Source organism: Pseudomonas alloputida, from assembly GCF_021283545.2.
Classification (GTDB): Bacteria; Pseudomonadota; Gammaproteobacteria; order Pseudomonadales; family Pseudomonadaceae; genus Aquipseudomonas; species Aquipseudomonas alloputida.
The window spans coordinates 5,027,882-5,053,604 of record NZ_CP128540.1; the positions used below are offsets into that span (position 1 = coordinate 5,027,882).

The 25,723-nt window shown below is 63.3% G+C and carries 26 protein-coding genes; 4 read left to right on the forward strand and 22 right to left on the reverse strand.

Annotation, left to right across the window (positions count from 1 at the left end):
- Positions 1–15 precede the first annotated feature (15 nt).
- Both LU682_RS23315 and LU682_RS23320 read right to left on the reverse strand, forming a co-directional pair.
- Positions 16–984: an RHS repeat-associated core domain-containing protein gene (locus LU682_RS23315; protein ID WP_010952605.1), complete on the reverse strand. Its 969-nt coding sequence runs from the start codon at positions 982–984 to the stop codon at positions 16–18.
- 192 nt (positions 985–1,176) lie between these two features.
- Positions 1,177–1,953: a class I SAM-dependent methyltransferase gene (locus LU682_RS23320; RefSeq protein ID WP_010952604.1), complete on the reverse strand. Its 777-nt coding sequence runs from the start codon at positions 1,951–1,953 to the stop codon at positions 1,177–1,179.
- 104 nt (positions 1,954–2,057) lie between these two features.
- Here LU682_RS23320 and LU682_RS23325 point away from each other — a divergent pair, with 104 nt between their 5' ends.
- Positions 2,058–2,678 carry a hypothetical protein gene (locus tag LU682_RS23325; protein WP_010952603.1) on the forward strand — a complete coding sequence of 207 codons (621 nt, stop codon included), beginning with the start codon at positions 2,058–2,060 and terminating at the stop codon, positions 2,676–2,678.
- A 2-nt stretch (positions 2,679–2,680) separates the two neighbouring features.
- On the opposite strand, the gene LU682_RS23330 is transcribed toward LU682_RS23325, so the two are convergent.
- The 7 genes from LU682_RS23330 to ppc form a co-directional block, all read right to left on the reverse strand.
- Positions 2,681–3,370, reverse strand: coding sequence for an extensin-like domain-containing protein (locus tag LU682_RS23330; protein ID WP_060488745.1), 690 nt, complete (start codon positions 3,368–3,370; stop codon positions 2,681–2,683).
- Positions 3,370–4,200: an isocitrate lyase/PEP mutase family protein gene (locus tag LU682_RS23335; protein WP_010952601.1), complete on the reverse strand. Its 831-nt coding sequence runs from the start codon at positions 4,198–4,200 to the stop codon at positions 3,370–3,372. Before LU682_RS23335 ends, LU682_RS23330 begins: the two co-directional genes overlap by 1 nt.
- Before the next feature lie 28 nt (positions 4,201–4,228).
- Positions 4,229–5,098 (reverse strand): DUF72 domain-containing protein, encoded by an 870-nt coding sequence (locus LU682_RS23340; RefSeq protein ID WP_010952600.1) that lies wholly within the window; start codon positions 5,096–5,098, stop codon positions 4,229–4,231.
- Between the two features lie 3 nt (positions 5,099–5,101).
- The gene (locus LU682_RS23345) at positions 5,102–5,392 is read right to left on the reverse strand and encodes a hypothetical protein (RefSeq protein WP_014592161.1); all 291 of its coding nucleotides are present in this window, start codon (positions 5,390–5,392) and stop codon (positions 5,102–5,104) included.
- 131 nt (positions 5,393–5,523) lie between these two features.
- Positions 5,524–6,198 carry a tRNA (adenosine(37)-N6)-threonylcarbamoyltransferase complex dimerization subunit type 1 TsaB gene (tsaB, locus tag LU682_RS23350; protein ID WP_010952598.1) on the reverse strand — a complete coding sequence of 225 codons (675 nt, stop codon included), beginning with the start codon at positions 6,196–6,198 and terminating at the stop codon, positions 5,524–5,526.
- Positions 6,199–6,337: 139 nt separating this feature from the next.
- Complete coding sequence (adk, locus tag LU682_RS23355) at positions 6,338–6,988, reverse strand: adenylate kinase (RefSeq protein WP_004575467.1); 651 nt, start codon at positions 6,986–6,988, stop codon at positions 6,338–6,340.
- A gap of 257 nt (positions 6,989–7,245) precedes the next feature.
- Positions 7,246–9,873 carry a phosphoenolpyruvate carboxylase gene (gene ppc / locus LU682_RS23360; protein WP_010952597.1) on the reverse strand — a complete coding sequence of 876 codons (2,628 nt, stop codon included), beginning with the start codon at positions 9,871–9,873 and terminating at the stop codon, positions 7,246–7,248.
- A gap of 181 nt (positions 9,874–10,054) precedes the next feature.
- Here ppc and LU682_RS23365 point away from each other — a divergent pair, with 181 nt between their 5' ends.
- The 3 genes from LU682_RS23365 to lptF all read left to right on the forward strand — a co-directional run bounded on the left by LU682_RS23365 (position 10,055) and on the right by lptF (position 11,931).
- Complete coding sequence (locus LU682_RS23365) at positions 10,055–10,399, forward strand: pilin assembly protein (RefSeq protein ID WP_232857559.1); 345 nt, start codon at positions 10,055–10,057, stop codon at positions 10,397–10,399.
- 276 nt (positions 10,400–10,675) lie between these two features.
- The gene (locus tag LU682_RS23370; RefSeq protein ID WP_003252223.1) at positions 10,676–11,089 is read left to right on the forward strand and encodes a DUF4398 domain-containing protein; all 414 of its coding nucleotides are present in this window, start codon (positions 10,676–10,678) and stop codon (positions 11,087–11,089) included.
- Positions 11,090–11,139: 50 nt separating this feature from the next.
- Positions 11,140–11,931 (forward strand): lipotoxin F family OmpA-related lipoprotein LptF, encoded by a 792-nt coding sequence (gene lptF, locus LU682_RS23375; protein ID WP_010952594.1) that lies wholly within the window; start codon positions 11,140–11,142, stop codon positions 11,929–11,931.
- A gap of 141 nt (positions 11,932–12,072) precedes the next feature.
- On the opposite strand, the gene LU682_RS23380 is transcribed toward lptF, so the two are convergent.
- The 13 genes from LU682_RS23380 to LU682_RS23440 all read right to left on the reverse strand — a co-directional run bounded on the left by LU682_RS23380 (position 12,073) and on the right by LU682_RS23440 (position 25,723).
- On the reverse strand, positions 12,073–12,399 hold the full coding sequence (locus LU682_RS23380) for a PA3694 family proteiin (RefSeq protein ID WP_010952593.1): 327 nt from the start codon (positions 12,397–12,399) through the stop codon (positions 12,073–12,075).
- Positions 12,396–13,319 carry an alpha/beta hydrolase gene (locus tag LU682_RS23385; protein ID WP_010952592.1) on the reverse strand — a complete coding sequence of 308 codons (924 nt, stop codon included), beginning with the start codon at positions 13,317–13,319 and terminating at the stop codon, positions 12,396–12,398. Before LU682_RS23385 ends, LU682_RS23380 begins: the two co-directional genes overlap by 4 nt.
- Positions 13,291–14,568 carry a flavohemoglobin expression-modulating QEGLA motif protein gene (locus LU682_RS23390; RefSeq protein WP_003252215.1) on the reverse strand — a complete coding sequence of 426 codons (1,278 nt, stop codon included), beginning with the start codon at positions 14,566–14,568 and terminating at the stop codon, positions 13,291–13,293. The genes LU682_RS23385 and LU682_RS23390 overlap by 29 nt, the downstream gene beginning before the upstream one ends.
- Positions 14,569–14,641: 73 nt before the next feature.
- The gene (locus tag LU682_RS23395) at positions 14,642–15,190 is read right to left on the reverse strand and encodes a hypothetical protein (RefSeq protein ID WP_232857556.1); all 549 of its coding nucleotides are present in this window, start codon (positions 15,188–15,190) and stop codon (positions 14,642–14,644) included.
- Between the two features lie 30 nt (positions 15,191–15,220).
- Complete coding sequence (locus tag LU682_RS23400; protein ID WP_019437363.1) at positions 15,221–15,925, reverse strand: TetR/AcrR family transcriptional regulator; 705 nt, start codon at positions 15,923–15,925, stop codon at positions 15,221–15,223.
- A 178-nt stretch (positions 15,926–16,103) separates the two neighbouring features.
- The gene (lysS, locus tag LU682_RS23405; protein WP_010952588.1) at positions 16,104–17,606 is read right to left on the reverse strand and encodes a lysine--tRNA ligase; all 1,503 of its coding nucleotides are present in this window, start codon (positions 17,604–17,606) and stop codon (positions 16,104–16,106) included.
- A gap of 93 nt (positions 17,607–17,699) precedes the next feature.
- A protein-coding gene (prfB, locus tag LU682_RS23410) for a peptide chain release factor 2 (RefSeq protein ID WP_061405587.1) occupies positions 17,700–18,795 on the reverse strand; the annotation gives its coding sequence in 2 pieces (ribosomal slippage) (positions 17,700–18,722 and positions 18,724–18,795; 1,095 coding nt in all).
- Between the two features lie 137 nt (positions 18,796–18,932).
- Positions 18,933–19,937, reverse strand: coding sequence for a Wsp signal transduction system regulator diguanylate cyclase WspR (wspR, locus tag LU682_RS23415; RefSeq protein WP_029615556.1), 1,005 nt, complete (start codon positions 19,935–19,937; stop codon positions 18,933–18,935).
- Positions 19,938–19,988: 51 nt separating this feature from the next.
- A complete protein-coding gene (wspF, locus tag LU682_RS23420; protein WP_010952586.1) occupies positions 19,989–21,002 on the reverse strand; it encodes a Wsp signal transduction system protein-glutamate methylesterase WspF in 1,014 nt (337 codons plus the stop codon).
- Positions 20,999–23,287, reverse strand: coding sequence for a hybrid sensor histidine kinase/response regulator (locus tag LU682_RS23425; protein WP_010952585.1), 2,289 nt, complete (start codon positions 23,285–23,287; stop codon positions 20,999–21,001). The genes wspF and LU682_RS23425 overlap by 4 nt, the downstream gene beginning before the upstream one ends.
- The gene (locus LU682_RS23430) at positions 23,284–23,949 is read right to left on the reverse strand and encodes a chemotaxis protein CheW (RefSeq protein ID WP_049587394.1); all 666 of its coding nucleotides are present in this window, start codon (positions 23,947–23,949) and stop codon (positions 23,284–23,286) included. Before LU682_RS23430 ends, LU682_RS23425 begins: the two co-directional genes overlap by 4 nt.
- On the reverse strand, positions 23,946–25,220 hold the full coding sequence (locus tag LU682_RS23435; RefSeq protein ID WP_010952583.1) for a CheR family methyltransferase: 1,275 nt from the start codon (positions 25,218–25,220) through the stop codon (positions 23,946–23,948). Before LU682_RS23435 ends, LU682_RS23430 begins: the two co-directional genes overlap by 4 nt.
- Entirely contained in the window at positions 25,217–25,723 is a 507-nt protein-coding gene (locus tag LU682_RS23440; protein WP_010952582.1) for a chemotaxis protein CheW, read from the reverse strand. The genes LU682_RS23435 and LU682_RS23440 overlap by 4 nt, the downstream gene beginning before the upstream one ends.

A 25,723-nucleotide genomic window follows, 5' to 3' on the forward strand; every position in this document is an offset into this window, starting at 1 on the left:
TCACACCCAAGCCATTTATGCGGGACGCCTTCTGATCTCTGCTATTAACGCGGCTTGAATCATTAGGTCTCGCGAGGATCCCGCTGCGGACATACGAGCATTAACCGCATCCAAATCACTTAAAAGATCTTTCAAATCACGCGCTTTGATTTCACTTTCGAGCGAGTCCTTGTGTACACTCAACGATTGAGCATAGCGCTTTCCGGCTTCAACATCCGGACCTGAATCATGCGATTGGAAGAATACTTTCTTGCTTTCTGAAGATGTTCTCGCAGGTGCGTTAAACTGCGCAAACAAACGATGCTGCTCAGCGATTTCGTGCGAATTGAATAATGACTCAAATGAAACATCCTCTCCAACCCCTGCTCTACTCTCTGGTATGATACGATCAGCCCCATTACGCTTATAGATTCTTTCCTTCGACACTAGAGAGTTAGACTCCATTACTTTCTGCACGGGTCTATTTGGCCTTGATTGTTTTCTTTGACTTTTCACCCTAACTCCAGCATGCCCCGTCGGGTCGATACGGTTCACAGGATCTCCCACGCAATACGCATACGCATTGAAACCACCTTTACCGAAAGGGCTCCAACTGTCCGGACTGCAAAAGCGCATAATGACCGGGCTGAATGGCCTGTAACCATGCCCCAGATGGTAAAGCCCCGAACTCGTATCCAGCCGCTCGCCACTGAAGGCAAGCAACGACAGCAAGCCGCTACCCTGATTGTGATGCCCATAGGGCGAGTAAGCCTGTGATTCCAGGCGTTTCTTTTCATAAATGAATAGGACCGAGCGCTGCTGGTCGGATGCCGCCAGCATGCTGGACAAGCCCGAGGACTGGTGATCTTTCTGAGCCAGCACCAGGCCATTAGCCTGAAAGAAACGCCAGCGGGCATCGCCATTCAATTCAGCAACTATCTTGCCGTTACAGTAAAAAAACTGGCGGCCAGCTTGCCGGGCATAAGGAGCAGGCGACATGAACATTACCCTCCATCAGGATAAAATGTCCGTTAGGATCGCGCCCTTAGCCAACTAATGACTACTGGCAGAAATAACAGGTCATTGTAGGAGCAGGTTTAACGCGCAGGAGACGACGCAGTGGATGGCACCGGCGTTGTCGGTGTTCGCGGCTAAAGCCGCTCCTACAATCGTGCTAGCCGGCCAGATAGGGGCAGGTCAGGCCTTCAAGGCCTTCTTCGGGTAGATGTCATACCGGCTCGACTTACCCTCAAGGCTATGGCTCGGCTTCGGCCCGTCGATGATCGGTGCCTTGCGTGGGCGCTTCACTACCACCCGGTGGCTGGCCAGCGCCAGAGCGGCTTCAAGCAGCGCCGGGGCATCCAGGTCATCGCCCACCAAAGGCCGGAACACGCGCATTTCCTTTTTCACCAGGGCGCTCTTGTCGCGGTGTGGAAACATCGGGTCGAGGTAGATCACCTGCGGCGCCTCCCCTTCCCAGGCGCGCATGCGCTCGATGGCGTTGCCGGTCAGCAGGCGCATGCGCCCGACAATCGGGCCCACTTCTTCATCCGCTCGCGCCCGCGCCAGGCCGTCCTCCAGCAGCGCGGCAATCAGCGGCTGGCGCTCGATCAGGGTCATCTGGCAGCCAAGGCTGGCCAGCACGAACGCGTCCTTGCCCAGCCCCGCCGTGGCATCCAGTACCTGCGGCCGGATACCTTGGGCAATGCCCACAGCCTTGGCGATCATCTGCCCGTTGCCACCGCCAAACTGGCGGCGATGCGCAGCCTGACCTTCGACGAAGTCCACACGCACCGGCCCAGGCGCCTGCGGGCCCAGTTGCTGAATCTGCAAGCCGTCGACGCCCACCTGCACCGCGAAGGCGGCGGTATCGTCCTGCAGCGGCAGGCCCAGGCGTTCAGCCCACGCCCTGGCCTGTTGCGCATACTCAGCTGTCATCGCCTCGACCCTGATACCCGTGCCTTGCTCTTCCATCGTTCACACCCGAAAAATCAAACCAAGCCCTTAATGAATCGGCAGCCACGGCCGATACAGGCAATATCCCGCTATTCTGCCAGAGCACAGCGCGCACGACTGCCATGTCAGATACTCTTCCCATCGGCTTGACCTATTTGTCGCCTGTCGGCAACTACAGTCAGCACAACACCCAGGCACTCGGGGGCGTCAGCCACCTGTGGCAGGATTTCTTTGCCCGGGCCATGGCCGAGCAGCAGGAAGAGCCCGTAGACGGCGTCAGCCAGTCGTTCGTGCAGTACGACCAGGACAGCGGCGAACCCATCGGCGGGGCCCGTGCCCTGGCCCTGATCGACGCCCAGCGCGCCTGCCCGGTGCACGACACCATCGTGGCGCCGCCAGAACCGTTGTTTCTGCCCAAGGCCGAGCTTGAAGCCAAGCTGCTGCCGCCCGCCCCCGAGCCGTTCAGCGCCATGGAACTGATCGAGCAACAGCGCCAGCTCGACATCAACAACAGCTGGCTGCGCCCGGTGGTGATGAACCAGGGTCAGCCGATCGCCGAACCCGGCCCTGGCCCCACGCCACGGTCACTGTTCCTGCCCATCGCCGAGCTGGAAAGCAACCTGCTGGACCCGGCCCCGGAACCGTTCGACGACGCCACCCTGGCCAAGCAGCAGAATGACCTGGCGTTCGACATCCACTGGGCGCGCCCAGTGGTGCTGAACAACGTGCGCGCGTACGCCTGAGGCTAACGACAGATCTGCCAGCGCCCCATGTCCAGGTGAAAGTGGTTGCGGTGCGCAGCGTTGTAATCCGGCCCCAGTACCGTGCTGAAGCTCTCGCAAGCGGCCTGCTGCACCTGACGCAAGAATTCCGCCTTCTGCCCGCCCGCCTGCCAGTCACGCGCCAGGATAATGCGCTGGCCGTCCTTCAGGCGAAAACCGCTGATGTCCAGCGCATTGGCCGTGGCGTGCTGGCTCAAACAGCCCTGCTTGCGGTGGTAGACGTTGCGGCAGGCAAAGCTGCCCAAGTGATCGACCTGCGTCACCGGTTGCCCAAACACCTCCTGCGCCGCCGGCTGCAAGCCATGGTTTTCGAACAGTGCATAGGCCACCGCCACCGGGCAACTGGCCAGAAAGCTGCTGCTCAGCCGCGCCTGGCCGCCCTCGATGCGCCATACGTTCTGCAGCGGGCAGTTGGCCGACGCCGGGCTGTCGGCTTGTGCCCGGTAACGCAGGTGGCTGGTTTCCAGCGCCTGCCGGCACAGCGTTGGGTCATCGCGTAGGCGCGACAGTTTGTAGGGGGTCAGCAGGTTGGGCGGCTGGCGTACGTCCAGCGGCGCCCAGGGGTTCCATGTGGCAGGCAGGCGCCAGCCGAAGTGCCAGACCAGGCCGGCCACCGTCAGCAGGCCGGCCAGTAGCGCCAGCAATGCCCTCATCAGCGGCGGAACAGGTCGTTCAGCTGGGCAAACGGCATTGCCTGCTCACCGTAGCCGAACGTGCCCTCATCGCGAATTTCCTGCGCCGCCTGGTAGAAGGCCCCGAGTGCAGCACGGGCCAGCGACGAGCCAACGCTGACGCGGCGCACGCCCAGGTCCTGCAACTGGTTGACGCTCAGCGGCACGCCCGCCATGCCCATCAGCACATTCACAGGGCGCGGTGCGACTGCCTGCACCACGGCACGGACTTCCTCCACGGTGCGCAGCCCGGGGGCGTAGAGCACGTCGGCACCGGCTTCGGCATAGGCTTGCAGGCGCAGGATGGTGTCGTCGAGGTCCATGCGTCCGTGCAGCAGGTTTTCTGCCCGGGCGCACAAGGTGAACGGGAATGGCAGGCTTCGCGCAGCCTGCACAGCGGCGCGCACGCGCTCCACAGCCAAGCCGAAGTCATAGATGGGCGCATCACTGCGGCCACTGGCATCTTCGATGGAGCCGCCCACCAGGCCAATTTCGGCGGCACGCAGAATGGTCTGGGCACAGTCTTCGGGCAAGTCGCCAAAGCCGTTTTCCAGATCGGCGGCCACCGGCAGCGCGGTGGCATCGACGATCTCGCCGGCATTGTCCAGCGTATCGTCAAGGCTCAAGGCGCCTTCGGCGTCCGGCCGGCCCAGGCTGAAGGCCAGGCCTGCACTGGTGGTAGCCAGTGCCTCGAAACCCAGGCTGGCGAGCAACTTGGCGGAGCCGGCATCCCACGGGTTGGGGATGACGAACGCGCCGTCGCGCTCGTGTAACGCCTTGAAGGCCTCAGCTCGCAGGGTTTGCACATCCATGGTTCAACCTCCGGCAGTCAGGGAAAGGTCAGAGTAGCCCCAATTGTTCGACCTCAGGGGCGCGCGGCAATTCCGGCAAAGGTGCCAGGCCCGGCAGGCGTGCCATCAGGCGTTGATGGAAACGCTGGGCCAGCGCCGCAGCCAGGCGATTGTCCGAGGTGTGCAGGAAGATATAGGGATTGCGGCCTTCTTCGATCCAGGCGGCGACTTTTTCTACCCAAGGGCTAAGGAAGGTGTGATTGGCCTCCAGTTCAGGATGGCCAATGAAGCGAACCTGCGGGTGCTGGCTGAAGGCTGCCGGCCGCGGAGGCACCTTGGGCTTCTTCGACTGCGCATGCAGCACGGCAGGGTCGCGCGAGGTACAACTGAACAGCGCACGCGGGTCGAGGCAGATACGCTCCACACCGCGTTCGTGCAGCAGGCGGTTGAGCAGGCGTTCTTCCTCACCCTTGGCAAAAAAGGCCTGGTTGCGCACTTCCACGGCCACGGGCACGGCAATCTGATCGAGGAAGTGACAAAGCTCACCCAAACGCGCCGGGCCGAACTGGGCCGGCAACTGCAGCCAGTAGGGTGATACGCGCCGGCCCAGCGGGGCCATCAGCCGGGTGAAGTCGAAGGCAGGCTCAAGCTGGTCTCGCAGGTCGCCTTCATGGCTGACATCCCGCGGAAACTTGGCAGTGAAGCGAAAGTGCTCGGGCATGAGCTGCGCCCAGCGGGCAATGGTGCCGGGAGCGGGACGTGCGTAGAAAGTGGTGTTGCCTTCGACGGCGTTGAACACCTGGCTGTAGAAGCCAAGCATTTGGTTACTGTTGGCGTCAGCGGGGTACAGGTAGTCGCGCCAGGCGTTTTCGCTCCACGACGGGCAACCGAGAAAGTAAGGCAGTGGTGAGGGATTCATCCATCAAATGTACAGGTCGAGCCCCAGTACTTCCATGTCCCAGTCAGTAAAGCCGGCAGTGCTCAGGTAGCTGGCCAGTGCGGTGGCGGTGCGGCGGTCACGGGCGCGAGGGAAAACCATGTCCTGCTGGCGGGCTGGCAGTCCACCACCAGGGCGGCGGGCGGTGGCTTCCTGCGGGGCGGCTTCTGCCTCCTCGATCACCTCGGCATCGTCGATGGCCTCGTCACGCACCGCTGCTTTGCGCGAGGTGCGCTTGAGCGGGTAGGACTGCGATGAGAAACCGTCGATACGCATGGCATGAGCACTCAGGACCAATGATGGCAATTTAGCAGCATCAGAGTTCCGTCGCTAATGCTTGAGTGATAACTGGACCACAGATCGCGCAAAAGGTTTTAGCGTGTTCGGCGATAATCGACGAACAGCACTCAGTGCTTCTTGGGCGTGGCTACATTATCGCGCAGATAAACCGGTTGCGCCTGCTCGGCGACGATTGCCTCGCCACGGGCCCAGGCAAAGGTGGCCAGGCTGAGAATGTCCAGAGCATTGGGCAAGGCAGCCGGGTTGCTCGCCGCTACCTGTACCGCCAGGCGATCGGCATAGCCCCACCCGGTACCGGCACCGAACCACTCGCCATTGCTGCCTGCCGGCAGCGCCACCTGCTCGGGCGGCAACACGGCTTCACGGCCGACCAGGCGCATTTCGCCCGCTGTGGCCTGGTAGCAGCCCCAGTAAACCTCATCCATGCGCGCATCGATGGCAGCGGCCACCTGCTGCACGCCATGCTCGCGCAATGCACCCTGGGCCAAAGCGGCCAGGTTGGACACCGGCAGCACCGGGCGTTCGAGGGCGAAGGCCAGGCCTTGCACCACACCGATGGCAATACGCACGCCGGTGAACGCGCCCGGGCCACGGCCAAAGGCAATGGCATCCAGCGTATTCAGTGCCACGCCAGAGTCGGCCAGCAGTTGCTTGATCATCGGCAGCAGCTTCTGGGCATGCATGCGCGGGATCACCTCGTAGTGGCTGGTCACCTTGCCGTCATGCAGCAGCGCGACGGAACAGGCTTCGGTGGCGGTATCCAGGGCCAGCAGGGTGGTCATCGAACGGGTATCCAGGTGCGAATGAAAAAGAGCGGCAGTATAGAGCAGCAGCGGCGTTGTGTCCTGAGGGGGCGCTGTGCGGCCTACAAACGACAACGGCCCGCAAGCGGGCCGTTGTCGAGGTGCGTCAGGCGCCGGATCAGCTCAGGGCTGCCAGGACCTTGGCGGTGATGGCTTCAACCGAGCCGACACCTTCGATGTGGCTGTACTTCGGCTTGCCGCCATTGGCAGCCGACAGCTTCTGGTAGAAATCCACCAGCGGCTTGGTCTGGCTGTGGTAGACCGACAGACGATGGCGAACGGTTTCTTCCTTGTCGTCGTCACGCTGGATCAGGTCTTCACCGGTCTCGTCGTCCTTGCCTTCCACTTTCGGCGGGTTGTACTGAATGTGGTAGGTACGGCCCGAGGCCAGGTGCACGCGGCGGCCAGCCATGCGGCCGACGATTTCCTCGTCGTCCACGGCAATTTCGACCACGGCATCGATGTCGACACCGGCAGCGACCATGGCTTCGGCCTGTGGGATGGTGCGTGGGAAGCCGTCGAACAGGCAGCCGTTGGCGCAATCAGGCTGAGCGATGCGCTCCTTCACCAGGCTGATGATCAACTCGTCGGAGACCAGCTGGCCGGCATCCATGACTTTCTTCAGCTCCAGGCCCAGCGGGGTGCCAGCCTTGACGGCGGCACGCAGCATGTCACCGGTGGAGATCTGTGGAATACCGAACTTTTCGGTGATGAACTTTGCCTGAGTACCTTTACCGGCCCCGGGAGCTCCCAGCAGAATTACGCGCATCTTGTGCTCCTCAAATTTTTGTATGAAATTCAATGGATTCGGCGACCAGGGCCAAGTCCGGAAAATCGGGTATGACCATAAATCGGTCAGAAGGCTGCTCAAGATACACAGCGCCCGGCAGCCAGACAAGCGTCCCAAAGTTGCAGGAATGCGCCACTTGCGGCTGACCGGGCAGGCGGTTGCGCCTGGCGCAACCGCCCTCCCCGTCCTTGTGCCGGGCCTGTATGGCCGTCACCAGACATGACCCGGGCTTGCCCTTAGCCGGTGTTGCGCAGCCCGGCGGCAATACCCGCCACGGTCACCAGCAAGGCCTGCTCCAACGGGCTGTCCAGAGCGGCTTCGCGGCTGCGCGAGCGGGCCAGCAACTCTGCCTGCAGGCGGTGCAACGGGTCCAGATAGGTATTGCGCAGGCTAATGAATTCCAGTGTCTCGGGGCTGTGCGCCAGTAGCACCGGCTGCCCGGTCAGGCCCAGCACCACCTGGCATGACTGCGACAATAGGTCGCGCAGGTGCGCACCTAAAGGACGCAGGTGCGGTTGCACCAGACGTTCGTCGTAGGCCTCGGCAATTTGCGCATCGGCCTTGGCCAGCACCATTTCCAGCATGTCGATGCGGGTGCGGAAGAACGGCCATTGCTCGCGCATCTGTGCCAGCAACTCACCCTGACCTCGGGCCAAGGCATTGGTCAGCGCCGTTTCCCAGCCCAGCCAGGCCGGCAGCATCAGCCGGGTCTGGGTCCAGCCGAAGATCCACGGGATGGCCCGCAGGCTTTCGATGCCGCCGGCGCGACGTTTTGCCGGGCGGCTGCCCAACGGCAGGCGCCCCAGTTCCTGTTCTGGCGTCGACTGACGGAAGTACTCGACGAAATCGGGATTCTCCCGTACCACGCTGCGGTAGGCCTGGACACCATCGGCGGCCAACTGGTCCATCACTTCACGCCAGGCCGGCTGCGGGGGCGGTGGTGGCAACAGCGTGGCTTCAAGCACGGCAGCCAGGTACAGGTTGAGGTTTTGCTCGGCAATGCCCGGCAAGCCGAACTTGAAGCGGATCATTTCACCCTGCTCGGTGGTGCGGAAACGCCCCGCCACCGAACCCGGTGGCTGCGACAGGATCGCGGCATGGGCCGGGCCGCCGCCTCGCCCGACCGTACCGCCACGGCCGTGGAACAGCAGCAGCTCGACCTGATGCTCGGCACAGATACGCACCAGGTTTTCCTGAGCCCGGTACTGCGCCCAGGCAGCAGCGGTGGTGCCGGCGTCCTTGGCCGAATCGGAGTAGCCGATCATCACTTCCTGCGGGCCGCGCAGGCCCGCGCGGTAGCCCGGCAGGCCAAGCAGGCGCTGCATGACCGGGCCGGCGTTGTCGAGGTCGGCCAGGGTCTCGAACAGTGGCACCACGCGCATGGGGCGGGTCAGGCCGGCTTCCTTGAGCAACAGTTGCACCGCCAGTACATCCGAGGCGGCACCGGCCATGGAGATGACGTAAGACCCCAGCGAGGCGGCCGGCGCAGCGGCCACTTCCCTGCAGGTCGCCAGCACTTCGGCGGTGTCCGCTTGCGGCTTGAAATGCGCAGGCAGCAGGGGCCGGCGGTTTTTCAGCTCGGCCTGGAGGAACGCGATGCGCTGCTCCTCATCCCAGTCGGCGTAACGCCCCAGGCCCAGGTAATCGGTTATCTCGGTCAGCGCATCACGGTGGCGGGCAGCGTCCTGGCGTACGTCCAGGCGGCCCAGGAACAGGCCGAAGGTCACCGCACGACGCAAGCAGTCGAGCAGCGGCCCCTCGGCGATCACGCCCATACCGCATTCGTGCAGTGACTGGTAGCACAGCTCCAGCGGCGCGATCAGCTCGCGGTTGTCCACCAGCACGTCGGCACCGGCCGGTTGGTTGCTGGTCAAGGCCGAATGCGCCCATGCGCGTGTCGCACGCAGGCGGTCGCGCAGTTGCTTGAGCACAGCGCGGTAGGGTTCGGCACTGTCGCCAACCTGCTTGCGCAGGGTGTCGTTGGCCTGCTGCATGGACAACTCGGCGGCCAGTGCATCGATGTCGCGCAGGAACAGGTCGGCGGCCATCCAGCGCGCCAGCAGGAGTACTTCGCGGGTGACGGCAGCCGTCACATTGGGGTTGCCATCACGGTCCCCACCCATCCACGAGGCAAAGCGGATCGGCGCGGCCTCCAGCGGCAGGCGCAGGCCAGTGGCCTCCAGCAGGGCCTTGTCGACCTTGCGCAGGTGGCTGGGGATGGCATGCCACAGTGAATGCTCGATCACTGCGAAACCCCACTTGGCTTCGTCTACCGGCGTAGGCCGGGTGCGGCGGATTTCCTCGGTGTGCCAGGCCTCGGCGATCAGCCGGCGCAGGCGTTCACGCACTTGCTGGCGTTCTGCCGGGGTCAGGTCACGATGGTCCTGTGCGGCCAGTTGGCCGGCGATCGCGTCGTACTTCTGGATCAGCGTGCGACGGGCCACTTCAGTGGGATGTGCGGTGAGCACCAACTGGATATCGAGCTTGGCCAGTTGCCGGGCCAGGGCATCGTTGCTGTGGCCGGCCTGCTTCAAGCGCCCCAGCAGCTCGGGCAGTACCTGCGCTTCGAATGGCTCGGGCTGGTCGGCGTCACGGCGGCGGATCAACTGGTACTGCTCGGCCATGTTGGCCAGGTTGAGGAACTGGTTGAAGGCCCTCGCTACGGGCAGCAGGTCTTCTTCGGCCAGGTCCGCCAGGGTCGAGCTCAGCTGCTCACCCGGGCCGCGACGGTCGGCCTTGGCACTGTGGCGGATGTCCTCGATTTTCTGCAGGAACGCATCGCCATGCTGTTGGCGAATGGTTTCGCCAAGCAGTTCACCCAACACATGGACATCTTCACGCAAACGCACATCGATATCGGTCATTGGCGCTCTCTCCGTTGCATCCCTATCAGCCTCAGCGCGCCCTGTGCAGGAGCGAGCGGTATCCCCCAAGAGTGCCCACAGCCGAGCGACGATGGCAAGCCGTGATCGGCCAAACCAAACTAAAGTGAAAGCACAGCACTCCCATGCAGTGCAGCCTTTCCAGGCGTCAACAGAGGTCATCATGAAAATCCGTGAACTCGCCCAGCACTGGGAACAGAATGCCGCCGGTACCCTCAGCCGTACCGGTCATGTCCTGCACCTGGACCTGGAGTCCGAAGCGCGCCTGGCCGCGCTGATCGACATGTACCCCAAGCGCACCGCCGAAGAACTGCTCGGCGAACTGGTCGCCGCCGCCCTTGAAGAACTGGAGGCCAGCTTCCCCTATGTACAGGGTCGTCAGGTCATCGCCACCGACGAAGAAGGCGACCCGTTGTACGAAGACGTTGGTCCTACGCCGCGCTTTCTCTCCCTGTCCCGCCAGCACCTGCACAACTTGCGCAACGCGACCGTCGACAGCGACAAATAATCCTGCGCGCCAGCATTCCGGGCCTGCTCAAGGCCCGGAATACCGCTCCAGCCTGGGAAAGTTCCAGGCAAATCGCACTGACCGATCAGTCAGAAATAGTTATCCGATCACGGCGCTTTTTTCTGAACTATTCGAAAAACCTTCGAGTCGGAGCCAATAGCCATCACGCTAAAACCCTGCACACTGCCCTCGTGCACCGTTGAACTGAAGCGCGCGGTTATGTCAGGGATTGAGCGATGGACTGCTACGGACATCGTCGTTATCAGGAGTGATCCAATGGAGCTGACCACCATGAAGACCCGCACTAGCCAACTGTCATCCACTCATGTGCGCGGGTTCAAGCTGGCCGCGCTGGCGCTGGGCAGTAGCCTGGTCCTGGCCGGCTGTGCGGGCAATCCGCCCACCGAGCAGTATGCCGTTACCCAGTCCGCCGTGAACTCCGCCGTCAGCGCTGGCGGTACCGAGTTTGCCGCCGTGGAAATGAAAGCGGCTCAGGACAAGTTCAAGCAAGCCGAAATCGCCATGCACGACAAGAAGTACGACGAGGCCAAGCGACTGGCCCAACAGGCCGAGTGGGATGCACGCCTCGCCGAACGCAAGGCCCAGGCAGCCAAAGCCCAGAAGGCCGTGCAGGATGCCCGCCAGGGCGTTCAGGACGTACGTGAGGAAGGCCTGCGCAGCGCTCAGTGAGCCCTGCCCCGCCAACCTTAGCCTTCGCACACGATCAAAGGATGAACACTATGCGCAAACACGTAATGATTCCCGCCCTGCTGGCCCTGAGCGTCGGTCTTGCTGCCTGCTCGCATGATCCGAATGCCAACCTGGAATCGGCCCGCACCAACTTCTCCTCACTGCAGAGCGACCCGCAAGCGAGCAAAGTCGCGGCACTGGAGACCAAGGACGCCCAGGACTGGCTGAACAAGGCCGACAAGGCGTACATGGACCGTGAAGACGAGAAGAAAGTCGACCAACTGGCCTACCTGACCAACCAGCGCGTCGAAGTGGCCAAGCAGACCATTGCCCTGCGTACTGCCGAAGCTGAACTGAAAAACGCCTCGGCCCAGCGCGCCCAGGCCAAGCTGGATGCCCGCGACGCGCAGATCGCCAAGCTGCAGGACAGCCTCAACGCCAAGCAGACCGACCGCGGAACGCTGGTGACCTTCGGCGACGTGCTGTTCGACTTCAACAAGGCCGAACTTAAGAGCAACGCCTACCCGAACATCACCAAGCTGGCCCAGTTCCTTCAGGAAAACCCGGAACGCAAGGTGATCGTCGAGGGCTACACCGACAGCGTCGGCTCGGCCAACTACAACCAGACCCTGTCCGAGCGCCGTGCCAACAGCGTGCGCATGGCACTGGTGCGTGCCGGGGTAGATCCGGCGCGTATCGTTTCCCAGGGCTATGGCAAGGAGTACCCGGTAGCGGACAACTCGAGCAACTCGGGACGTGCGCAGAACCGTCGGGTGGAGGTGACCATCTCCAACGACAACCAGCCGGTGGCACCACGCTCGGTGAGCCAGGTTCAGCGCTAAGGCTGGCTAGCTGAAAGGACAAGCCCCGCGATCGACGCGGGGCTTTTCTTTGTTCGCCGATAATGTTGTGCCGCCTGTGAGATCGAGCGCCGCCCGCGCGGCGCTCGATCTCGCGGGCGCCAAAAATGCTGCGCCGAAACCTCACTGCACCTGCCGCGGTGTTTCCTCGCCCATGCAGCGCACCGCGCGCTTGCGGTTGTCCACCAGCACGCCGGTCAGGCCTTTCTGCTGGGTGTCGAACAGCACCAGCACGCCGTCGACGCACTGGGCCACTTGCGGCGCCGGGTCCAGCGATACCTTGTAGTCCTCGCCGGGGATGGTCTTGAGCATGGTGAAGTCCTGCAGCAGCAGGGCATCTTCGGGCTTGGCGAAATGCAGGTAACCGTAATACCACAAGGCCCCCACCGTCACGATGATGCTGCCGACGCCGGTCAGGATCAGCGGGATGGCGTTGCGTTCTTCACTCATTGCTTGTTCTTCTCGTCAGGGAAATTGGGCACTTCGGCAAGCCGCCGCAGGCCGTTGAAATGGCTGGGATCATCGAGGAACCGCAGCATCACCTGGCGCCAGGTAGGGTCGGCGAAGGTCTGCACGTGCCCCCCTCGGGTCAGTTGCAGCACCCGCGGTGGTGGCGCGTGCTGATACAGGCGGATGCCGTTGTCCATCGGCACCAGGTTGTCGTCGATGCTGTGGAAAAACAACTTGGGCGGGCTGCTCAATCGCTCGATCGAGCGGATCGCGCTGTCGCCGTCCGGCACCAGCCACGACAGCGGAACCTGCAATGGCCAGGTCATCCAGGAGGTGCTGAGCGCAAAGCGCCCCACCGCGCGGTAACTGGCCGGCACACCATCGAACACCAGGGCGCTGAAGCGCTGACGCTGCTCGGGGTGGGCCGCCAGGTAATGAATGGCCATGGCACCGCCCAGGCTCTGCCCCAGCAGTACCAGCGGCTTGCCCTTGACCTCGGGCGCCTGCTGCAGCCAGGCCATGGCTGCAGCAATGTCCTGGTACACCTCCGGCAGGCTCGGCTGGCCCTGAGACAAGCCATAGCCGCGGTAATCGATCATCAGCACCTGGTAGCCCTGCTCCGGCAGCCAGTAGCTACCCCCCAGGTGCCCTGGCAGGTTACCGCCGTTGCCGTGAAGGTGCAGCACCGTGCCCTTGACCTCGACCCCGGCCTTGGCTGGCAGCCACCAACCGTGAAGGCGGATGCCATCAGCAGTGGTCAGCGTGACATCGCGGTATTCCAGCTTGGCACGCTCAGGGGTGAAGGCCTGACCACGCTCGGGGTAGAACAACAGGCTGCTGCAGCCGCCAAGGCTCAGCAGGGCCAGGCCGAGGACGAGCAGGCGGCAGTGCTCAGAGAATGTTCGCGTAGTCGGCTTCAATGCGATCCAGGCTCAGGTGGTTGAGGAAGTTGGAGAAGCACATCCAGGCCGACAGCGCACTCAGGTCGCGGAACTGTTCAGGCAGGTACTTGGGCGGCTCGACCAACCCTTCCTCAACCAGTTGGCGCAGGGTGCGCATGTCTTCCAGGGTGGTCTTGCCACAGAACAGCAACGGGATCTGTTCCAGTTTGCCCTTCTTCACGGCCAACTGAATGTAGTTGTAAACCATGATGAAGCCCTTGAGGTAGGACAAGTCCTTGGTGAATGGCAGGCCGTTGGGCACCGAGCCGCGGAACACCCGGCTGGCGTTGCTGTAGCTCTGCGCCATCTCAAAGCCCTGCTCGCGGAAGAAACCGTAGACCTGCATGAAGTCTGCACCCTCCTCGACCATGTGGATGGCACGGGTGCGGTTGGTGAGCTTGCGCAGGCGGCTGGGGTAGGAGGCAAAGGCGATCACCTCCATGAGAATCGCCAGGCCCTCCTGGGTTACCGTCGACGAGGGCGGGCCCTTGGCCAGGAAGGTACAGATCGGCTGGTTCAGGCCATTGAGCGTGGTACCGACGTGCACCAACCCTTCGTGCACCTCCAGGGCGCGCACATCGCGGGCGTTGAACATGGCATCGGCACGCACCTTGATGTAGTCGGCACCGGCTGCGGCGTCGGCGACGATACCGTCGGACTCGAACACGCGAATGGTACCTTCGGCCTCGCCGAACACGTTGTTCAGCCGGTGCTGGAGGATCTCCACCGCCTCCTTGGCGGTGAGATTCTTTGGCTCATCCTTGAGGTCACCACGGCCATCGATGTTGTTCAGGTAGTCCGACAGCATCAGGCCAAGGTCGGCCAGGGTCGGGTCACCGGCGTGGAAGGCATCCGAGGCGGCGCCGTACAGCTCCTGGGAGATCAGGCCGAAGTCCTCGGTACCGCGCGCTTCGAGCATGCGAACCACCATGCGGTATTCGCGGCACATGCGCTTCATGATCTGCCCGACCGGGTTGAACTGGCCCAACTGGCGAATGATGTCGCGCTCGATGCCCTGGAACTCGGCCTTGACCGCGCTGGAGTCGAACGACAGCGGGCGCGACTGGTAGTAGGCGCGATCAACCGCCGGCGGCTCCTTGCCCTTGGCCTTGAGAAAGCCCTGGCGGATGTTGTCGTCCCACTTCACCGCGTCAAGGACCCGGATCGGCGTCTGTGCCGCGACGATGCGGTCGGACAGGGCGCGGATGGTTTGCTGGTATTCGTCCACCGGGAACTCCTTTCTAGTACACGAAACCTGTACCGGCCTCTTCGCGGGCAAGCCCGCGAAGACGCCAACACGGTCATTTGCCCGAGCGCTGGAACCGCGCCACTTCGACGAACAGGTCGGAGTTGGCCGGGTCGTCCAGGTAGGCCAGCACCCGCGCCGCCGGGCTGTCGATCAGCACGCCGTCGCCGTTGCCCTCCGGCACTTCGGTACTACGACCGCTCAGTTCCTTCTTGTCCACCGCCTGCTGTACCTGCTCGACATCCAGGTTGTAGACCACCAGTTCCTTGCCATCGACGATATCGAAGCCGCCAATCAGGAAATTGCCACCCAGGCGCTTGGGCACGCCGGCCGACAGGTACCAGCGGTTGCCGTGGCGTGACACGGTGAACACGTATTCTTCAGGGGCCTTGCCCTTGGCCGTGGCCACCGCCTTGTAGGCGTCGCCACCGCTACGGCTGATCACCAGTTTCAACGGTTCCTCCCAGGCGTCCTTGCTGCTCCACTTGCCGAGCAAGGCCTTGGGCGCTGCCTGGTTGCTGGGCAAAGGCTCATGGAAGGTCACCAGACAACCGCCCAGCAGCAGGAATGACAAAGTCAACAACACCACACGCCAGGCTCTCATCAGGTTCTCCTTGAAAAGGTCGTTCTCGGCTCAGGCCGATGCCAGCACCAGCTGCAGGTATCGGGTAAGCATAGCGAGCATCTGCCCATCGGCTTGCGCATTCGCTTGCTTGAGCAGGCCTTGATATTCCAACTGCTCGATAATCGCCGTCAACATCTGTGCATCCTGCTCCGGCTGCCGCGAACCCACGACCTGCAGCAATTGCCGGGTGCCGTGCAGCAGGATCTGCTCATGAGCGCACACCAGCTCAGCCAGTCGCGGGCACAGCAATGCTTCCTGGCGGAAAGCCTGCTCGGCCATCAGGAAGTCACGGCGGTTCAGCAGTTGCCGCTGAACGTAATCGGCAGTCATGCGCGCCACGTCGTCAGCCAGCCGCGCCCGTGCCTGCGGGCTGCCATCGCCCTGTGCCAGCAACTGGCGCAACACCACCTCGGTATTGGCCCACAGCTTGGCCATGTAGGCCGCACTGCGCTCGACGTACTGGGCAAAGGTATCGGTGAGCAGGTCCTCGATGTCCTTGAAGTAGTAGGTGGTGGCCGACAATGGCACGCCGGCCTCGGCGGCCACTGCCCGGTGGCGCACACCGCGCACGCCATCGCGCACGACAATGCGCATGGCGGCATCGAGAATCAACTGGCGACGCTGTTCGCTGCCTTGGCGGGCAGTCTTGCGGCCTTGGTATTGCACGCTTTCGGCGACGGCGGTGGCGATGCCGGCGGCGCCTTGGTCAGGCATGGCGGGTGTCACGGGGGATACCTCATGGGGGTGTTTCGTCAGTGCTGGCCCCTTCGCGGGTAAACCCGCTCCTACAAGGCCTTTGTAGGAGCGGGTTTACCCGCGAAGAGGCCGGTACTGACAACATAAAGCTTCAGGCAAGAAAAAGCCGCCTCGAAAGGCGGCTCGTTCAGCTCACTCAGGCCTGCGGACGCATGTGCGGGAACAGGATGACGTCGCGGATCGACGGCGAGTTGGTCAGCAGCATCACCAGGCGGTCGATGCCGATGCCTTCACCGGCGGTCGGCGGCATGCCGTACTCCAGCGCACGAACGAAGTCGGCGTCATAGTGCATGGCTTCATCGTCACCCGCGTCCTTCTCGGCCACCTGGGCCAGGAAGCGCTCGGCCTGATCTTCGGCATCGTTGAGCTCGGAGTAGGCGTTGGCGATTTCGCGGCCACCGATGAACAGCTCGAAACGGTCGGTAACGGCCGGGTTGTCGTCGTTGCGACGGGCCAACGGCGACACTTCGAACGGGTACTCGGTAATGAAGTGCGGCTGTTCCAGCTTGTGCTCGACCAGCTCTTCGAAAATCATCACCTGCAGCTTGCCCAGGCCTTCATGGCCCAGCACCTTGGCGCCGGCCTTCCTGGCAATCTCGCGGGCGCGGTCGACGTCCTGCAGGTCGGCGGCGGTCAGCTCCGGGTTGTACTTGAGGATCGAGTCGAACACCGACAGGCGCACGAACGGCTCGCCGAAGTGGAAGACCTTGTCGCCGTACGGTACGTCAGTGGAGCCCAGTACCAGTTGCGCCAGCTCGCGGAACAGTTCCTCGGTGAGGTCCATGTTGTCGCGGTAGTCGGCGTAGGCCTGGTAGAACTCGAGCATGGTGAATTCAGGGTTGTGACGAGTCGAAACGCCTTCGTTACGGAAGTTACGGTTGATCTCGAACACTTTCTCAAAACCACCAACCACCAGACGCTTGAGGTACAGCTCCGGCGCGATACGCAGGAACATGGCCATGTCCAGGGCATTGTGGTGGGTTTCGAACGGCTTGGCAGCGGCGCCGCCCGGGATGGTCTGCAGCATCGGCGTCTCGACTTCGAGGAAGTCACGCTCGATGAGGAACTTGCGGATGTGCGAGATCACCTGCGAACGCACACGGAAGGTGTGGCGGGTTTCTTCGTTGACCATCAGGTCGACGTAGCGCTGGCGGTAGCGCTGCTCGGTGTCGGTCAGGCCGTGGTGCTTGTCGGGCAGCGGGCGCAGCGACTTGGTCAGCAGGCGCACGTTGGTCATTTCGACGTACAGGTCGCCCTTGCCGGAACGGGCCAGGGTGCCTTCGGCGCTGATGATGTCGCCCAGGTCCCAGGTCTTGACCGCGGCCAGGGTTTCTTCCGGCAGGGTCTTGCGGTTGACGTAGACCTGAATACGGCCAGTCATGTCCTGGATAACCATGAACGAACCACGGTTGAGCATGATGCGGCCGGCGACCTTGACCGGGATCGCGGCTGCTTCCAGCTCTTCCTTGGTCTTGTCCGCGTATTGCTTCTGCAGGTCGTTGCAGTAGCTGTCGCGACGGAAGTCGTTGGGGAAGGCATTGCCCTTGGCACGCTCGGCGGCAAGTTTTTCCTTGCGCAGGGCGATCAGGGCGTTTTCTTCCTGTTGCAGGTCTTGCGATTCGGTCTTGAGGTCGCTCATGTCGTCATTCTTTCCATCAGGTATTCGTTGCCCGTTCCGGGCAGGGCACGCGCTACCGGCGGCTGGCCAGGTAGCGCGGCATGGGGGTGCGAATTACAGGCCCTGCTTGAGGCTCGCTTCCAGGTACTGGTCAAGGTCGCCGTCCAGGACTTTCTGGCAGTCGCTACGCTCGACGCCGGTACGCAAGTCCTTGATACGCGAGTCATCCAGTACGTAAGAGCGGATCTGGTGGCCCCAGCCGATGTCCGACTTGCTGTCTTCCAGCGCCTGCGAGGCGGCATTGCGCTTCTGCATTTCCAGTTCGTACAACTTGGCCCGCAGCATTTTCATGGCGGTGTCCTTGTTGGCGTGCTGGGAACGTTCGTTCTGGCAAGCCACCACGGTATTGGTCGGTACGTGGGTGATACGGACCGCCGAGTCGGTGGTGTTCACGTGCTGACCACCGGCACCGGAGGAGCGGTAGGTGTCGATGCGCAGGTCGGACGGGTTGATCTCGATTTCGACCTTGTCGTCGATCTCGGGCGATACGAACACCGCCGAGAACGACGTGTGGCGACGGGCACCGGAGTCGAACGGGCTCTTGCGCACCAGGCGGTGCACGCCGATTTCGGTGCGCAGCCAGCCGAAGGCGTATTCACCCTTGATGTGCACGGTTGCACCTTTGATACCGGCCACTTCACCTTCGGAAAGCTCGATGATGGTGGCATCGAAACCACGCTTGTCGGCCCAGCGCAGGTACATGCGCAGCAGGATGTTGGCCCAGTCCTGCGCTTCGGTACCACCGGAACCGGCCTGGATGTCCAGGTAGGCGTTGTTCATGTCCATCTCGCCGCTGAACATGCGACGGAACTCAAGCTGGGCCAGGTTTTCTTCCAGGCTTTCCAGCTCGGTCACGACGTCGCCGACAGCGCCTTCGTCATTCTCTTCGACGGCCATGTCGAGCAGGTCCTGGCAGTCACCCAGGCCGTTGGACAGCTTGTCCAGGGTCTCGACGACCTGGGCCAGCATGGCACGCTCGCGGCCCAGTGCCTGGGCGTACTCAGGTTTGTTCCAGACGTTGGGGTCTTCCAGCTCGCGGTTGACTTCGATCAGGCGGTCATGCTTGTGATCGTAGTCAAAGATACCCCCGAATTGACTGGGAACGCTCGGTGAGGTCCTTGATGGTGTTCAGGATCGGTTGGATTTCCATGGGCGGGCTACTCGTGCGAATTCGGTGAAAAGCCCGCGAGTATAACCGAGTCCGCAGCATGGCGGCAGACCCGCCGGGCGGTCGTATGTCGATAGGGCAACCTGCGCTCCCACCCAGGCCGCGCCGTCTCCAGGAGCTCAGGCGATGCCGACTTGGTTACGCCCACCGTTCTTGGCCAGGTACAGACCTTTATCGGCCGCCGAAATCAGCTGCCGGCAATGGCTGCCGATAGCCGGAGTCTGGGTGGCCAGGCCAATGCTCACGGTCAAGAACGTATCAGCCGTCGGCGCAGTATGCGGGATGCCAAGGCCCAGCACGGTCTGGCGCAGTTTTTCGGCCACCAGCCGCGCCCCGCCTGGCGAGGTGTTGGGCAGCACCAGGGCAAACTCTTCGCCGCCATAGCGCGCCGGCAGGTCGGTCGGCCGCGAGCACGAGCTACGGATGGCTTCGGCCACCTGGCGCAAGGCCTCGTCACCGGCCAGATGGCCAAAGCTGTCGTTGTAGACTTTGAAGTAATCCACGTCGATCATCAGCAACGACAACTGCTGCTGTTCACGCATGGCCCGGCGCCACTCCAGCTCCAGGTACTCGTCAAAGTGGCGACGGTTGGACAGCCCGGTCAGGCCATCGGAGTTCATCAGCCGCTGCAGCATCAGGTTGGAATCAAGCAGCTGCTGCTGGCTGACGCGCAGGGCACGGTAGGCCTCGTCGCGCTGCAGCAGGGTCAGGTAGGAGCGCGAGTGATAACGGATGCGTGCCACCAGTTCGATGGTGTCAGGCAGCTTGACCAGGTAATCGTTGGCCCCGGCGGCAAATGCCGCACTCTTCACCAGCGGGTCTTCCTTGGTCGACAGGACGATGATCGGGATGTCCTGGGTCACCGGGTTGTTGCGGTACTCGCGCACCAGGGTCAAGCCGTCCAGCCCAGGCATGATCAGGTCTTGAAGAATGACCGTGGGCTTGATGCGCATGGCCTGGGCCACCGCCTGGTGCGGGTCGGCACAGAAGTGGAAGTCGATGTTGTCTTCATTGGCCAAGCCACGCCGCACCGCTTCGCCGATCATGGCCTGATCGTCGACCAGCAGCACCATCGCCGAGTTTTCGTTGGTGGTCGCGAAACCTTCGATCGGTAAATCATTCATCATTGTTCACCCGATCACTACCGGCCTGGCGGCGTGATTCAATACATTTCGTCATTTTGCGAAAAATTCAGTCAAGCGCCCGGCAATGCGTTCCAGCGGGCGGATTTCCACGGCGGCATCAATAGCCGCAGCAGCCTTGGGCATGCCGTACACCGCGCTGCTGGCCTGGTCCTGGGCAATGGTCAGAAAGCCCTGCTGACGCATCAGCTTCAGGCCCTGGGCACCGTCGCGGCCCATGCCGGTGAGCAGCACGCCCACTGCATCACCATTCCAGTAACGTGCCACGCTCTCGAAGAACACATCGATCGAGGGCCGGTAGATTTCATTCACAGGTTCGGCAGTGTAGGCCAGTTGGCCATTCTGTAGCAGGCGAATGTGGTGGTTGGTACCGGCCAGGAGTACCTGCCCTGGCTGCGGCGGTTCGCCTTCACGGGCCAGGCGCACCGGCAGGCCTGCTGCGCTGCTGAGCCATTCGGCCATGCCTGCGGCAAACACCTGGTCCACATGCTGGACCAGCACGATGGCCGCCGGAAACGCTGCCGGCAAACCCTTGAGCAGCACTTCGAGTGCTGCCGGGCCACCCGCCGAAGACCCGATTGCCACCAACCCGCGGCGCTGGGAAGCCTCGCGCAGCGGTGCAGCCACCGACCTTGCGGCAGGTGCACGCTGCTGGCCGACCAGCCAGCCGATATTGAGGATCTTGCGCAGCAAGGGCGCCGCCGCTTCGCGGGCATCGCCAGCGCCCAACGCAGGGGTGTCGACCACATCGAGGGCGCCATGGCCCATGGCCTCGAATACCCGGTGGACGTTCTGTTTACGGTCGACCGTGACGATGACAATGGCGCACGGGGTTTCGGCCATGATCCGCCGGGTTGCCTCGACACCGTCCATCACCGGCATGATCAGGTCCATGAGGATCAGGTCCGGTAACTGCTCGGTGCAACGCTGCACCGCCTCGGCACCGTTGCTGGCCACCCACACGACCTGGTGTGCGGGCTCCAGGGCGACCGCCCGGCGCAACGCTTCGACGGCCAGGGGCATGTCATTGACGATGGCGATCTTCATCCCTGAGCAACTCCGATCAGTTCCACAACAGCATCCAGCAACGCATCGTCGTGGAAACTGGCCTTTGCCAAATAGTAGTCGGCGCCGGCGTCCAGGCCACGCCGTCGGTCTTCCTCACGGTCTTTATAGGACACCACCATCACCGGCAATGACTGCAGGCGCTGGTCGCGACGCACCAGGGTAACCAGCTCGATACCGTCCATGCGCGGCATGTCGATGTCGGTGATCAACAGGTCGAAGTCCTCACTGCGCAGGGCGTTCCAGCCGTCCATGCCATCCACCGCCACCGCCACGTCGTAGCCACGGTTGCCCAGCAGCTTGCGCTGCAGTTCGCGTACGGTCAGCGAGTCGTCGACCACCAGGATGCGTTTGCGGACTACGCCACGGGCTCCGCTGCTGCCGCGCTCGATGCGCTCCAGGCTGCCCGTGCTGAGCAGTTTTTCCAGCGAGCGTAGCAAGTCTTCGACATCGACGATCAGGACCACCGAGCCATCATCGAGCAAGGCGCCGGAGGAAATGTCCTGCACCTTCCCCAGGCGTGGGTCGAGTGGCATCACGACCAGCACCCGCTCCCCCACCAGCCGCTCCACGGCCACGCCATACAACTGCTCGCGCTCACGAATCACCACTACCCGCAGGCTGGCTTCATCGCTTTGCCCAGCCGGGCGATTGAGCAACTGGCTGGCCGCCACCAGGCCAATATGCCGGCCTTCGTGCCAGAAATGCTGGCGCCCTTCGATCTGCACGATCTGTTCGGCGGTCACTTCCAGCGTGCGTTCGATATGCGCCAGCGGGAAGGCGTAAGCCTCACCGCCCACCTCGACCACCAGGCTGCGAACGACCGACAGGGTCAGCGGCACCTGAAGATGGAAGCGACAGCCCTGCCCTGCCACCTGGGTCAACTCGATCGAGCCGCGCAACTCGCGGATCAAGTGCTGCACCGCATCCAGCCCCACACCGCGCCCGGACACTTCGGTAACCTTGTCACGCAGGCTGAAACCGGGCAGGAACAGGAACGTCAGCAGCTCCGCTTCACTCATCCGCGCCACCGTGTCAGCGGGCGACAGGGCACGCTCGACGATGCTGCTGCGCAGGCGTTCCAGGTCGATACCGGCGCCATCGTCGATCAGCTCCAGGCTGAGCATGCCCGCCTGGTGCGAAGCCCGCAGGCGGATCACCCCCTCGTCCGGCTTGCCCGCCAGCAGGCGCCGCTCGGGCAATTCGATGCCGTGGTCGACGGCATTGCGCAACAGGTGGGTCAGCGGTGCTTCGAGCTTTTCCAGCACATCGCGGTCGACCTGGGTCTTCTCCCCTTCCACCACCAGCCGCACCGGCTTGCCCAGCGAACGGCCCAGGTCGCGGACCATGCGGCTTTGCCCGGTCAGCACGTCGGCAAACGGCCGCATCCGGCAGGCCAGGGCAGTGTCATACAACAACTGCGCACGCTGGCTGGCCTGCCAGCCGAACTCATCCAGGTCGGCCGCCTGCTGCTGCAGAATCCGCTGGGTCTCTGCCAGCAGGCGCTGGGTCTGTGCCAAGGCCTCGAGCACCTCGTTGCCCTGCCCCGTGTCTTCCAGCTGCATGCGCAAGCCGTCAAGCGCCTGCATACCCTGGCCGTGCATGCGCTTTAGGCGCTGCAGGGTAGCCAGATATGGCTTGAGCCGCTGGGTTTCCACCAGCGACTTGCTGGACAGGTCAAGCAGGCTATTGAGGCGGTCGGCGGTGACACGCAGTACCCGCTCGGCACCCTCGCCAGCGCGCTTGCCAGCCTTGCGCCGCAGGGCGGGTTCGGGCTCTGGTTCCGGTGGTTCGGCTGGCATTACCATGGGGGCAGGCGGCAGGGTTGCCAGCGGCGGCACGGATGCCGCCGGTGGCACGACAGGCATGGCAGAGGCGCCCGGGTCGAGCAGGCTGGCCATTTGCGCAAGAAACACCGGCAAGGTCGCCTGCGCCCCGGCATCACCGGGTGTGGCAATACGCATCAGCAGGTCGGTACCTTGCAACAGCGCGTCAATATGCTCGGCGGTCAGCCGCAGTCGGCCTTCCTGGGCCGCCACAAGGCAGTCTTCCATCACGTGGGCGACACTGACGCCAGCATCCACCCCGACAATGCGCGCAGCCCCCTTGAGCGAGTGGGCAGCGCGCATGCAGGCCTCGAGCTGGTCGGCCTGGGTAGGGTTGCGCTCCAGTGCCATCAGGCCGGCATTGAGCACTTGGGTCTGCGCCTCGGCCTCCAGGCTGAACAGTTCGAGCAACGATGCGTCGCGCATTTGCTCTGGGGTCATGACAGGCTCCGCTGCACGGCAGACAGTAAGTGTTGATCGTCCAGAACCCGCACGCTGCGGCCGCGCCACTGCAGGACTGCGGCGGTGAAGCGTGTGGCGTCCCGGCCACTGCCCAGCAACTGCGGGTCGAGCCGGTGAATACCGTCGATTTCCTCGACAGCCATCACCACCGGCCCGCCTTCGGCGGCCAGAATCAGCATACGTGGCATCGCCCGTGCGCTGCGTTGCTCGGTGGAGCCGGCCTGCACCCCGAGCAAGTCAGCCAGGGACAGGCACGGCACCAACGCACCGCGTACATTGGCAACCCCGTGCAGCAGCCGCGAGCGCTGGTGCGGCAATGAATGCACCGCCTGCAACGGGGCGATTTCGGCCAGGCAGGCGGTAGCCAGCGCCAGCCACTCTTCGCCCAGACGGAACAGCAGCATCGAACGACCGGTGTTTTCCGCATCCGGCTGCACCGCTGCAGCCTGGTGCTCCTGCACCAGCGCATAGCGGTCGAGCAAACGCGTGGCCGCAGCGGCATACACCTCGCAATTGCGGCAATGAACATGCCGCTCCAGCAGTGGGCAATGCTTGTCGCCGCGCACGCCAATGCGGTTCCAGCAGTCGTCGATGTGCGCGTCATCCTCGGCGAGCAATTGCATCGCGAATTCACTGTTCATCGTTCAGACTCCCGGCCAGCCCGCGCCGCGCGCTCCTGAAGGCGCCGAGCGCCGGCCAGGTCACCCTGGGCCGCCAGCAAGGCGGCCAGGTGCACCAGCGCCTCGGGGTGCTGTGGTTCCAGGTACAGGGCCTTGCGATAGTGGCTCAGCGCCTGCTGCGCATCGCCTTCGGTATCACTGAGCAAACCCAGCCAGTAGTACACCTGTGCCGACGGCGGGTACTGGCTCAGGTAGCGTTGGCATTCGCTACGGGCCTGCTCGCTGGCACCGGCATTGGCCAGCCGGGCAATGCCGGCCAGCAACTCGCTGGCCCCCTCGTGGCTGTGCTCGCGGGCTCGCGCTGGCCTGGCCGCCACCGGCAGCACACGCCGCGAACGAGGCAACGGCACACTGGGCTGCGGATAAACCGGTGCGGGCAACGTCGTGAACGCACGCTTGGCAGTTTGGGCGGGTGCCGCCGCCAAGGGAGCGCTGTCGCCTTCGTGACGCACATAGGCAAACGACTGGGCGATCCCCAATGGACGCATGCCCATGCGTGCCAGCAAGCTGCCTTCGGCCGGGCCGATGAACAGCACACCCTGCGGATGCAGCAAGCGCTTGAGCACTTCGAACACACGCTGTTGGGTCGGTACGTCGAAATAGATCAACAGGTTGCGACAGAACACGAAGTCATACAGGCCGTCGCGGCTGGCCAGCGCCGGGTCAAGCACATTGCCCACCCGCAGGCTGACTTGCTGGCGTACCCGCTCATGCAGGCGGTGGCCTTCGTCCAGAGCATCGAAGTAGCGCTCGCGAAAGCCCAGTTCGCTACCCCGGAACGCATTGCGCCCATATACCGCCTGCCCGGCCTTGGCTACCGAACTTGGGCTGATGTCCATTCCATCGACAAGGAATGCCCCAGGCGCCATGCCGGCGTCAAACAAGGCCATGGCCAGCGAATAGGGCTCCTCGCCGGTAGAGCACGGCAGGCTGAGCAATCGCAGCGGGCGCGCGCCAGCCAGTTGAGCCAGCCGTTTATGGGCCAGGCTGGCCAGCGCAGTGAAGGATTCGGGGTAACGGAAAAACCAGGTTTCCGGGACGATCACCGCTTCGATCAGCGCCTGTTGCTCATCTGCCGATTGCTGCAGGCGCAGCCAGTAATCGTCCAGGTCCATTGCGCCCGCAGCCACGCAACGTTGGCGCAGCGCGCGTTCGACCATGGGCGCGCCCACCGACTCCACGTCCAGGCCAATACGCTCGCGCAAGAAGCGGAAGAAACGCTGTTCGTTCATGTAGGCATCCCTGTCGGGTCTTGCGTGTACAGCAATGCGTGCACGGTGTCGGGCAGCAGGTCATTGACTTCGATGCGCTGCAGCAGGCCTTGGGCATCCTGGCGCACCGGGCCCAGATAAGGCGCATCGCCTGTGTCCACCCCATAGGGCTGGAACTCGTCCGGTTGGCAACGCAGGGTTTCGGTGGCCTGCTCCAGGATCAGGCCAAGCTGCAGGCCGCCTCGGTAGTGCACCAGCACCAGGCGGGTGCTGGTGCGTTGCACCGCCGGCTGGCCAAAGCTCAAGGCGGCAAGGTCGATGACCGGAACCAGCTGGCCACGATGGGCGAGAATGCCCGCGACCCAGGCAGGTGCCTGGGCGATCGGCTTGAGCGGCTGACGCGGCAACACTTCGATCACCTCGTGCACGCTCAGGGCAAAACGCTGCGCTCTGATGCGAAACTGCAGGTACAACGCCCCCTCGGTGTTCGCCGCCCGAGCGGTGCGCAGTTGCAAGTCGTTCAT

Excerpts from the sequence above, each read along its gene's own strand:
- LU682_RS23315 (WP_010952605.1), bottom strand. The coding sequence starts at position 984 with ATGTTCATGTCGCCTGCTCCTTATGCCCGGCAAGCTGGCCGCCAGTTT.
- LU682_RS23320 (WP_010952604.1), bottom strand. The coding sequence starts at position 1,953 with ATGGAAGAGCAAGGCACGGGTATCAGGGTCGAGGCGATGACAGCTGAG.
- LU682_RS23325 (WP_010952603.1), top strand. The coding sequence starts at position 2,058 with ATGTCAGATACTCTTCCCATCGGCTTGACCTATTTGTCGCCTGTCGGC.
- LU682_RS23330 (WP_060488745.1), bottom strand. The coding sequence starts at position 3,370 with ATGAGGGCATTGCTGGCGCTACTGGCCGGCCTGCTGACGGTGGCCGGC.
- LU682_RS23335 (WP_010952601.1), bottom strand. The coding sequence starts at position 4,200 with ATGGATGTGCAAACCCTGCGAGCTGAGGCCTTCAAGGCGTTACACGAG.
- LU682_RS23340 (WP_010952600.1), bottom strand. The coding sequence starts at position 5,098 with ATGAATCCCTCACCACTGCCTTACTTTCTCGGTTGCCCGTCGTGGAGC.
- LU682_RS23345 (WP_014592161.1), bottom strand. The coding sequence starts at position 5,392 with ATGCGTATCGACGGTTTCTCATCGCAGTCCTACCCGCTCAAGCGCACC.
- tsaB (WP_010952598.1), bottom strand. The coding sequence starts at position 6,198 with ATGACCACCCTGCTGGCCCTGGATACCGCCACCGAAGCCTGTTCCGTC.
- adk (WP_004575467.1), bottom strand. The coding sequence starts at position 6,988 with ATGCGCGTAATTCTGCTGGGAGCTCCCGGGGCCGGTAAAGGTACTCAG.
- ppc (WP_010952597.1), bottom strand. The coding sequence starts at position 9,873 with ATGACCGATATCGATGTGCGTTTGCGTGAAGATGTCCATGTGTTGGGT.
- LU682_RS23365 (WP_232857559.1), top strand. The coding sequence starts at position 10,055 with ATGAAAATCCGTGAACTCGCCCAGCACTGGGAACAGAATGCCGCCGGT.
- LU682_RS23370 (WP_003252223.1), top strand. The coding sequence starts at position 10,676 with ATGGAGCTGACCACCATGAAGACCCGCACTAGCCAACTGTCATCCACT.
- lptF (WP_010952594.1), top strand. The coding sequence starts at position 11,140 with ATGCGCAAACACGTAATGATTCCCGCCCTGCTGGCCCTGAGCGTCGGT.
- LU682_RS23380 (WP_010952593.1), bottom strand. The coding sequence starts at position 12,399 with ATGAGTGAAGAACGCAACGCCATCCCGCTGATCCTGACCGGCGTCGGC.
- LU682_RS23395 (WP_232857556.1), bottom strand. The coding sequence starts at position 15,190 with ATGAGAGCCTGGCGTGTGGTGTTGTTGACTTTGTCATTCCTGCTGCTG.
- LU682_RS23400 (WP_019437363.1), bottom strand. The coding sequence starts at position 15,925 with ATGCCTGACCAAGGCGCCGCCGGCATCGCCACCGCCGTCGCCGAAAGC.
- lysS (WP_010952588.1), bottom strand. The coding sequence starts at position 17,606 with ATGAGCGACCTCAAGACCGAATCGCAAGACCTGCAACAGGAAGAAAAC.
- wspR (WP_029615556.1), bottom strand. The coding sequence starts at position 19,937 with ATGAATGATTTACCGATCGAAGGTTTCGCGACCACCAACGAAAACTCG.
- wspF (WP_010952586.1), bottom strand. The coding sequence starts at position 21,002 with ATGAAGATCGCCATCGTCAATGACATGCCCCTGGCCGTCGAAGCGTTG.
- LU682_RS23425 (WP_010952585.1), bottom strand. The coding sequence starts at position 23,287 with ATGACCCCAGAGCAAATGCGCGACGCATCGTTGCTCGAACTGTTCAGC.
- LU682_RS23430 (WP_049587394.1), bottom strand. The coding sequence starts at position 23,949 with ATGAACAGTGAATTCGCGATGCAATTGCTCGCCGAGGATGACGCGCAC.
- LU682_RS23435 (WP_010952583.1), bottom strand. The coding sequence starts at position 25,220 with ATGAACGAACAGCGTTTCTTCCGCTTCTTGCGCGAGCGTATTGGCCTG.
- LU682_RS23440 (WP_010952582.1), bottom strand. The coding sequence starts at position 25,723 with ATGAACGACTTGCAACTGCGCACCGCTCGGGCGGCGAACACCGAGGGG.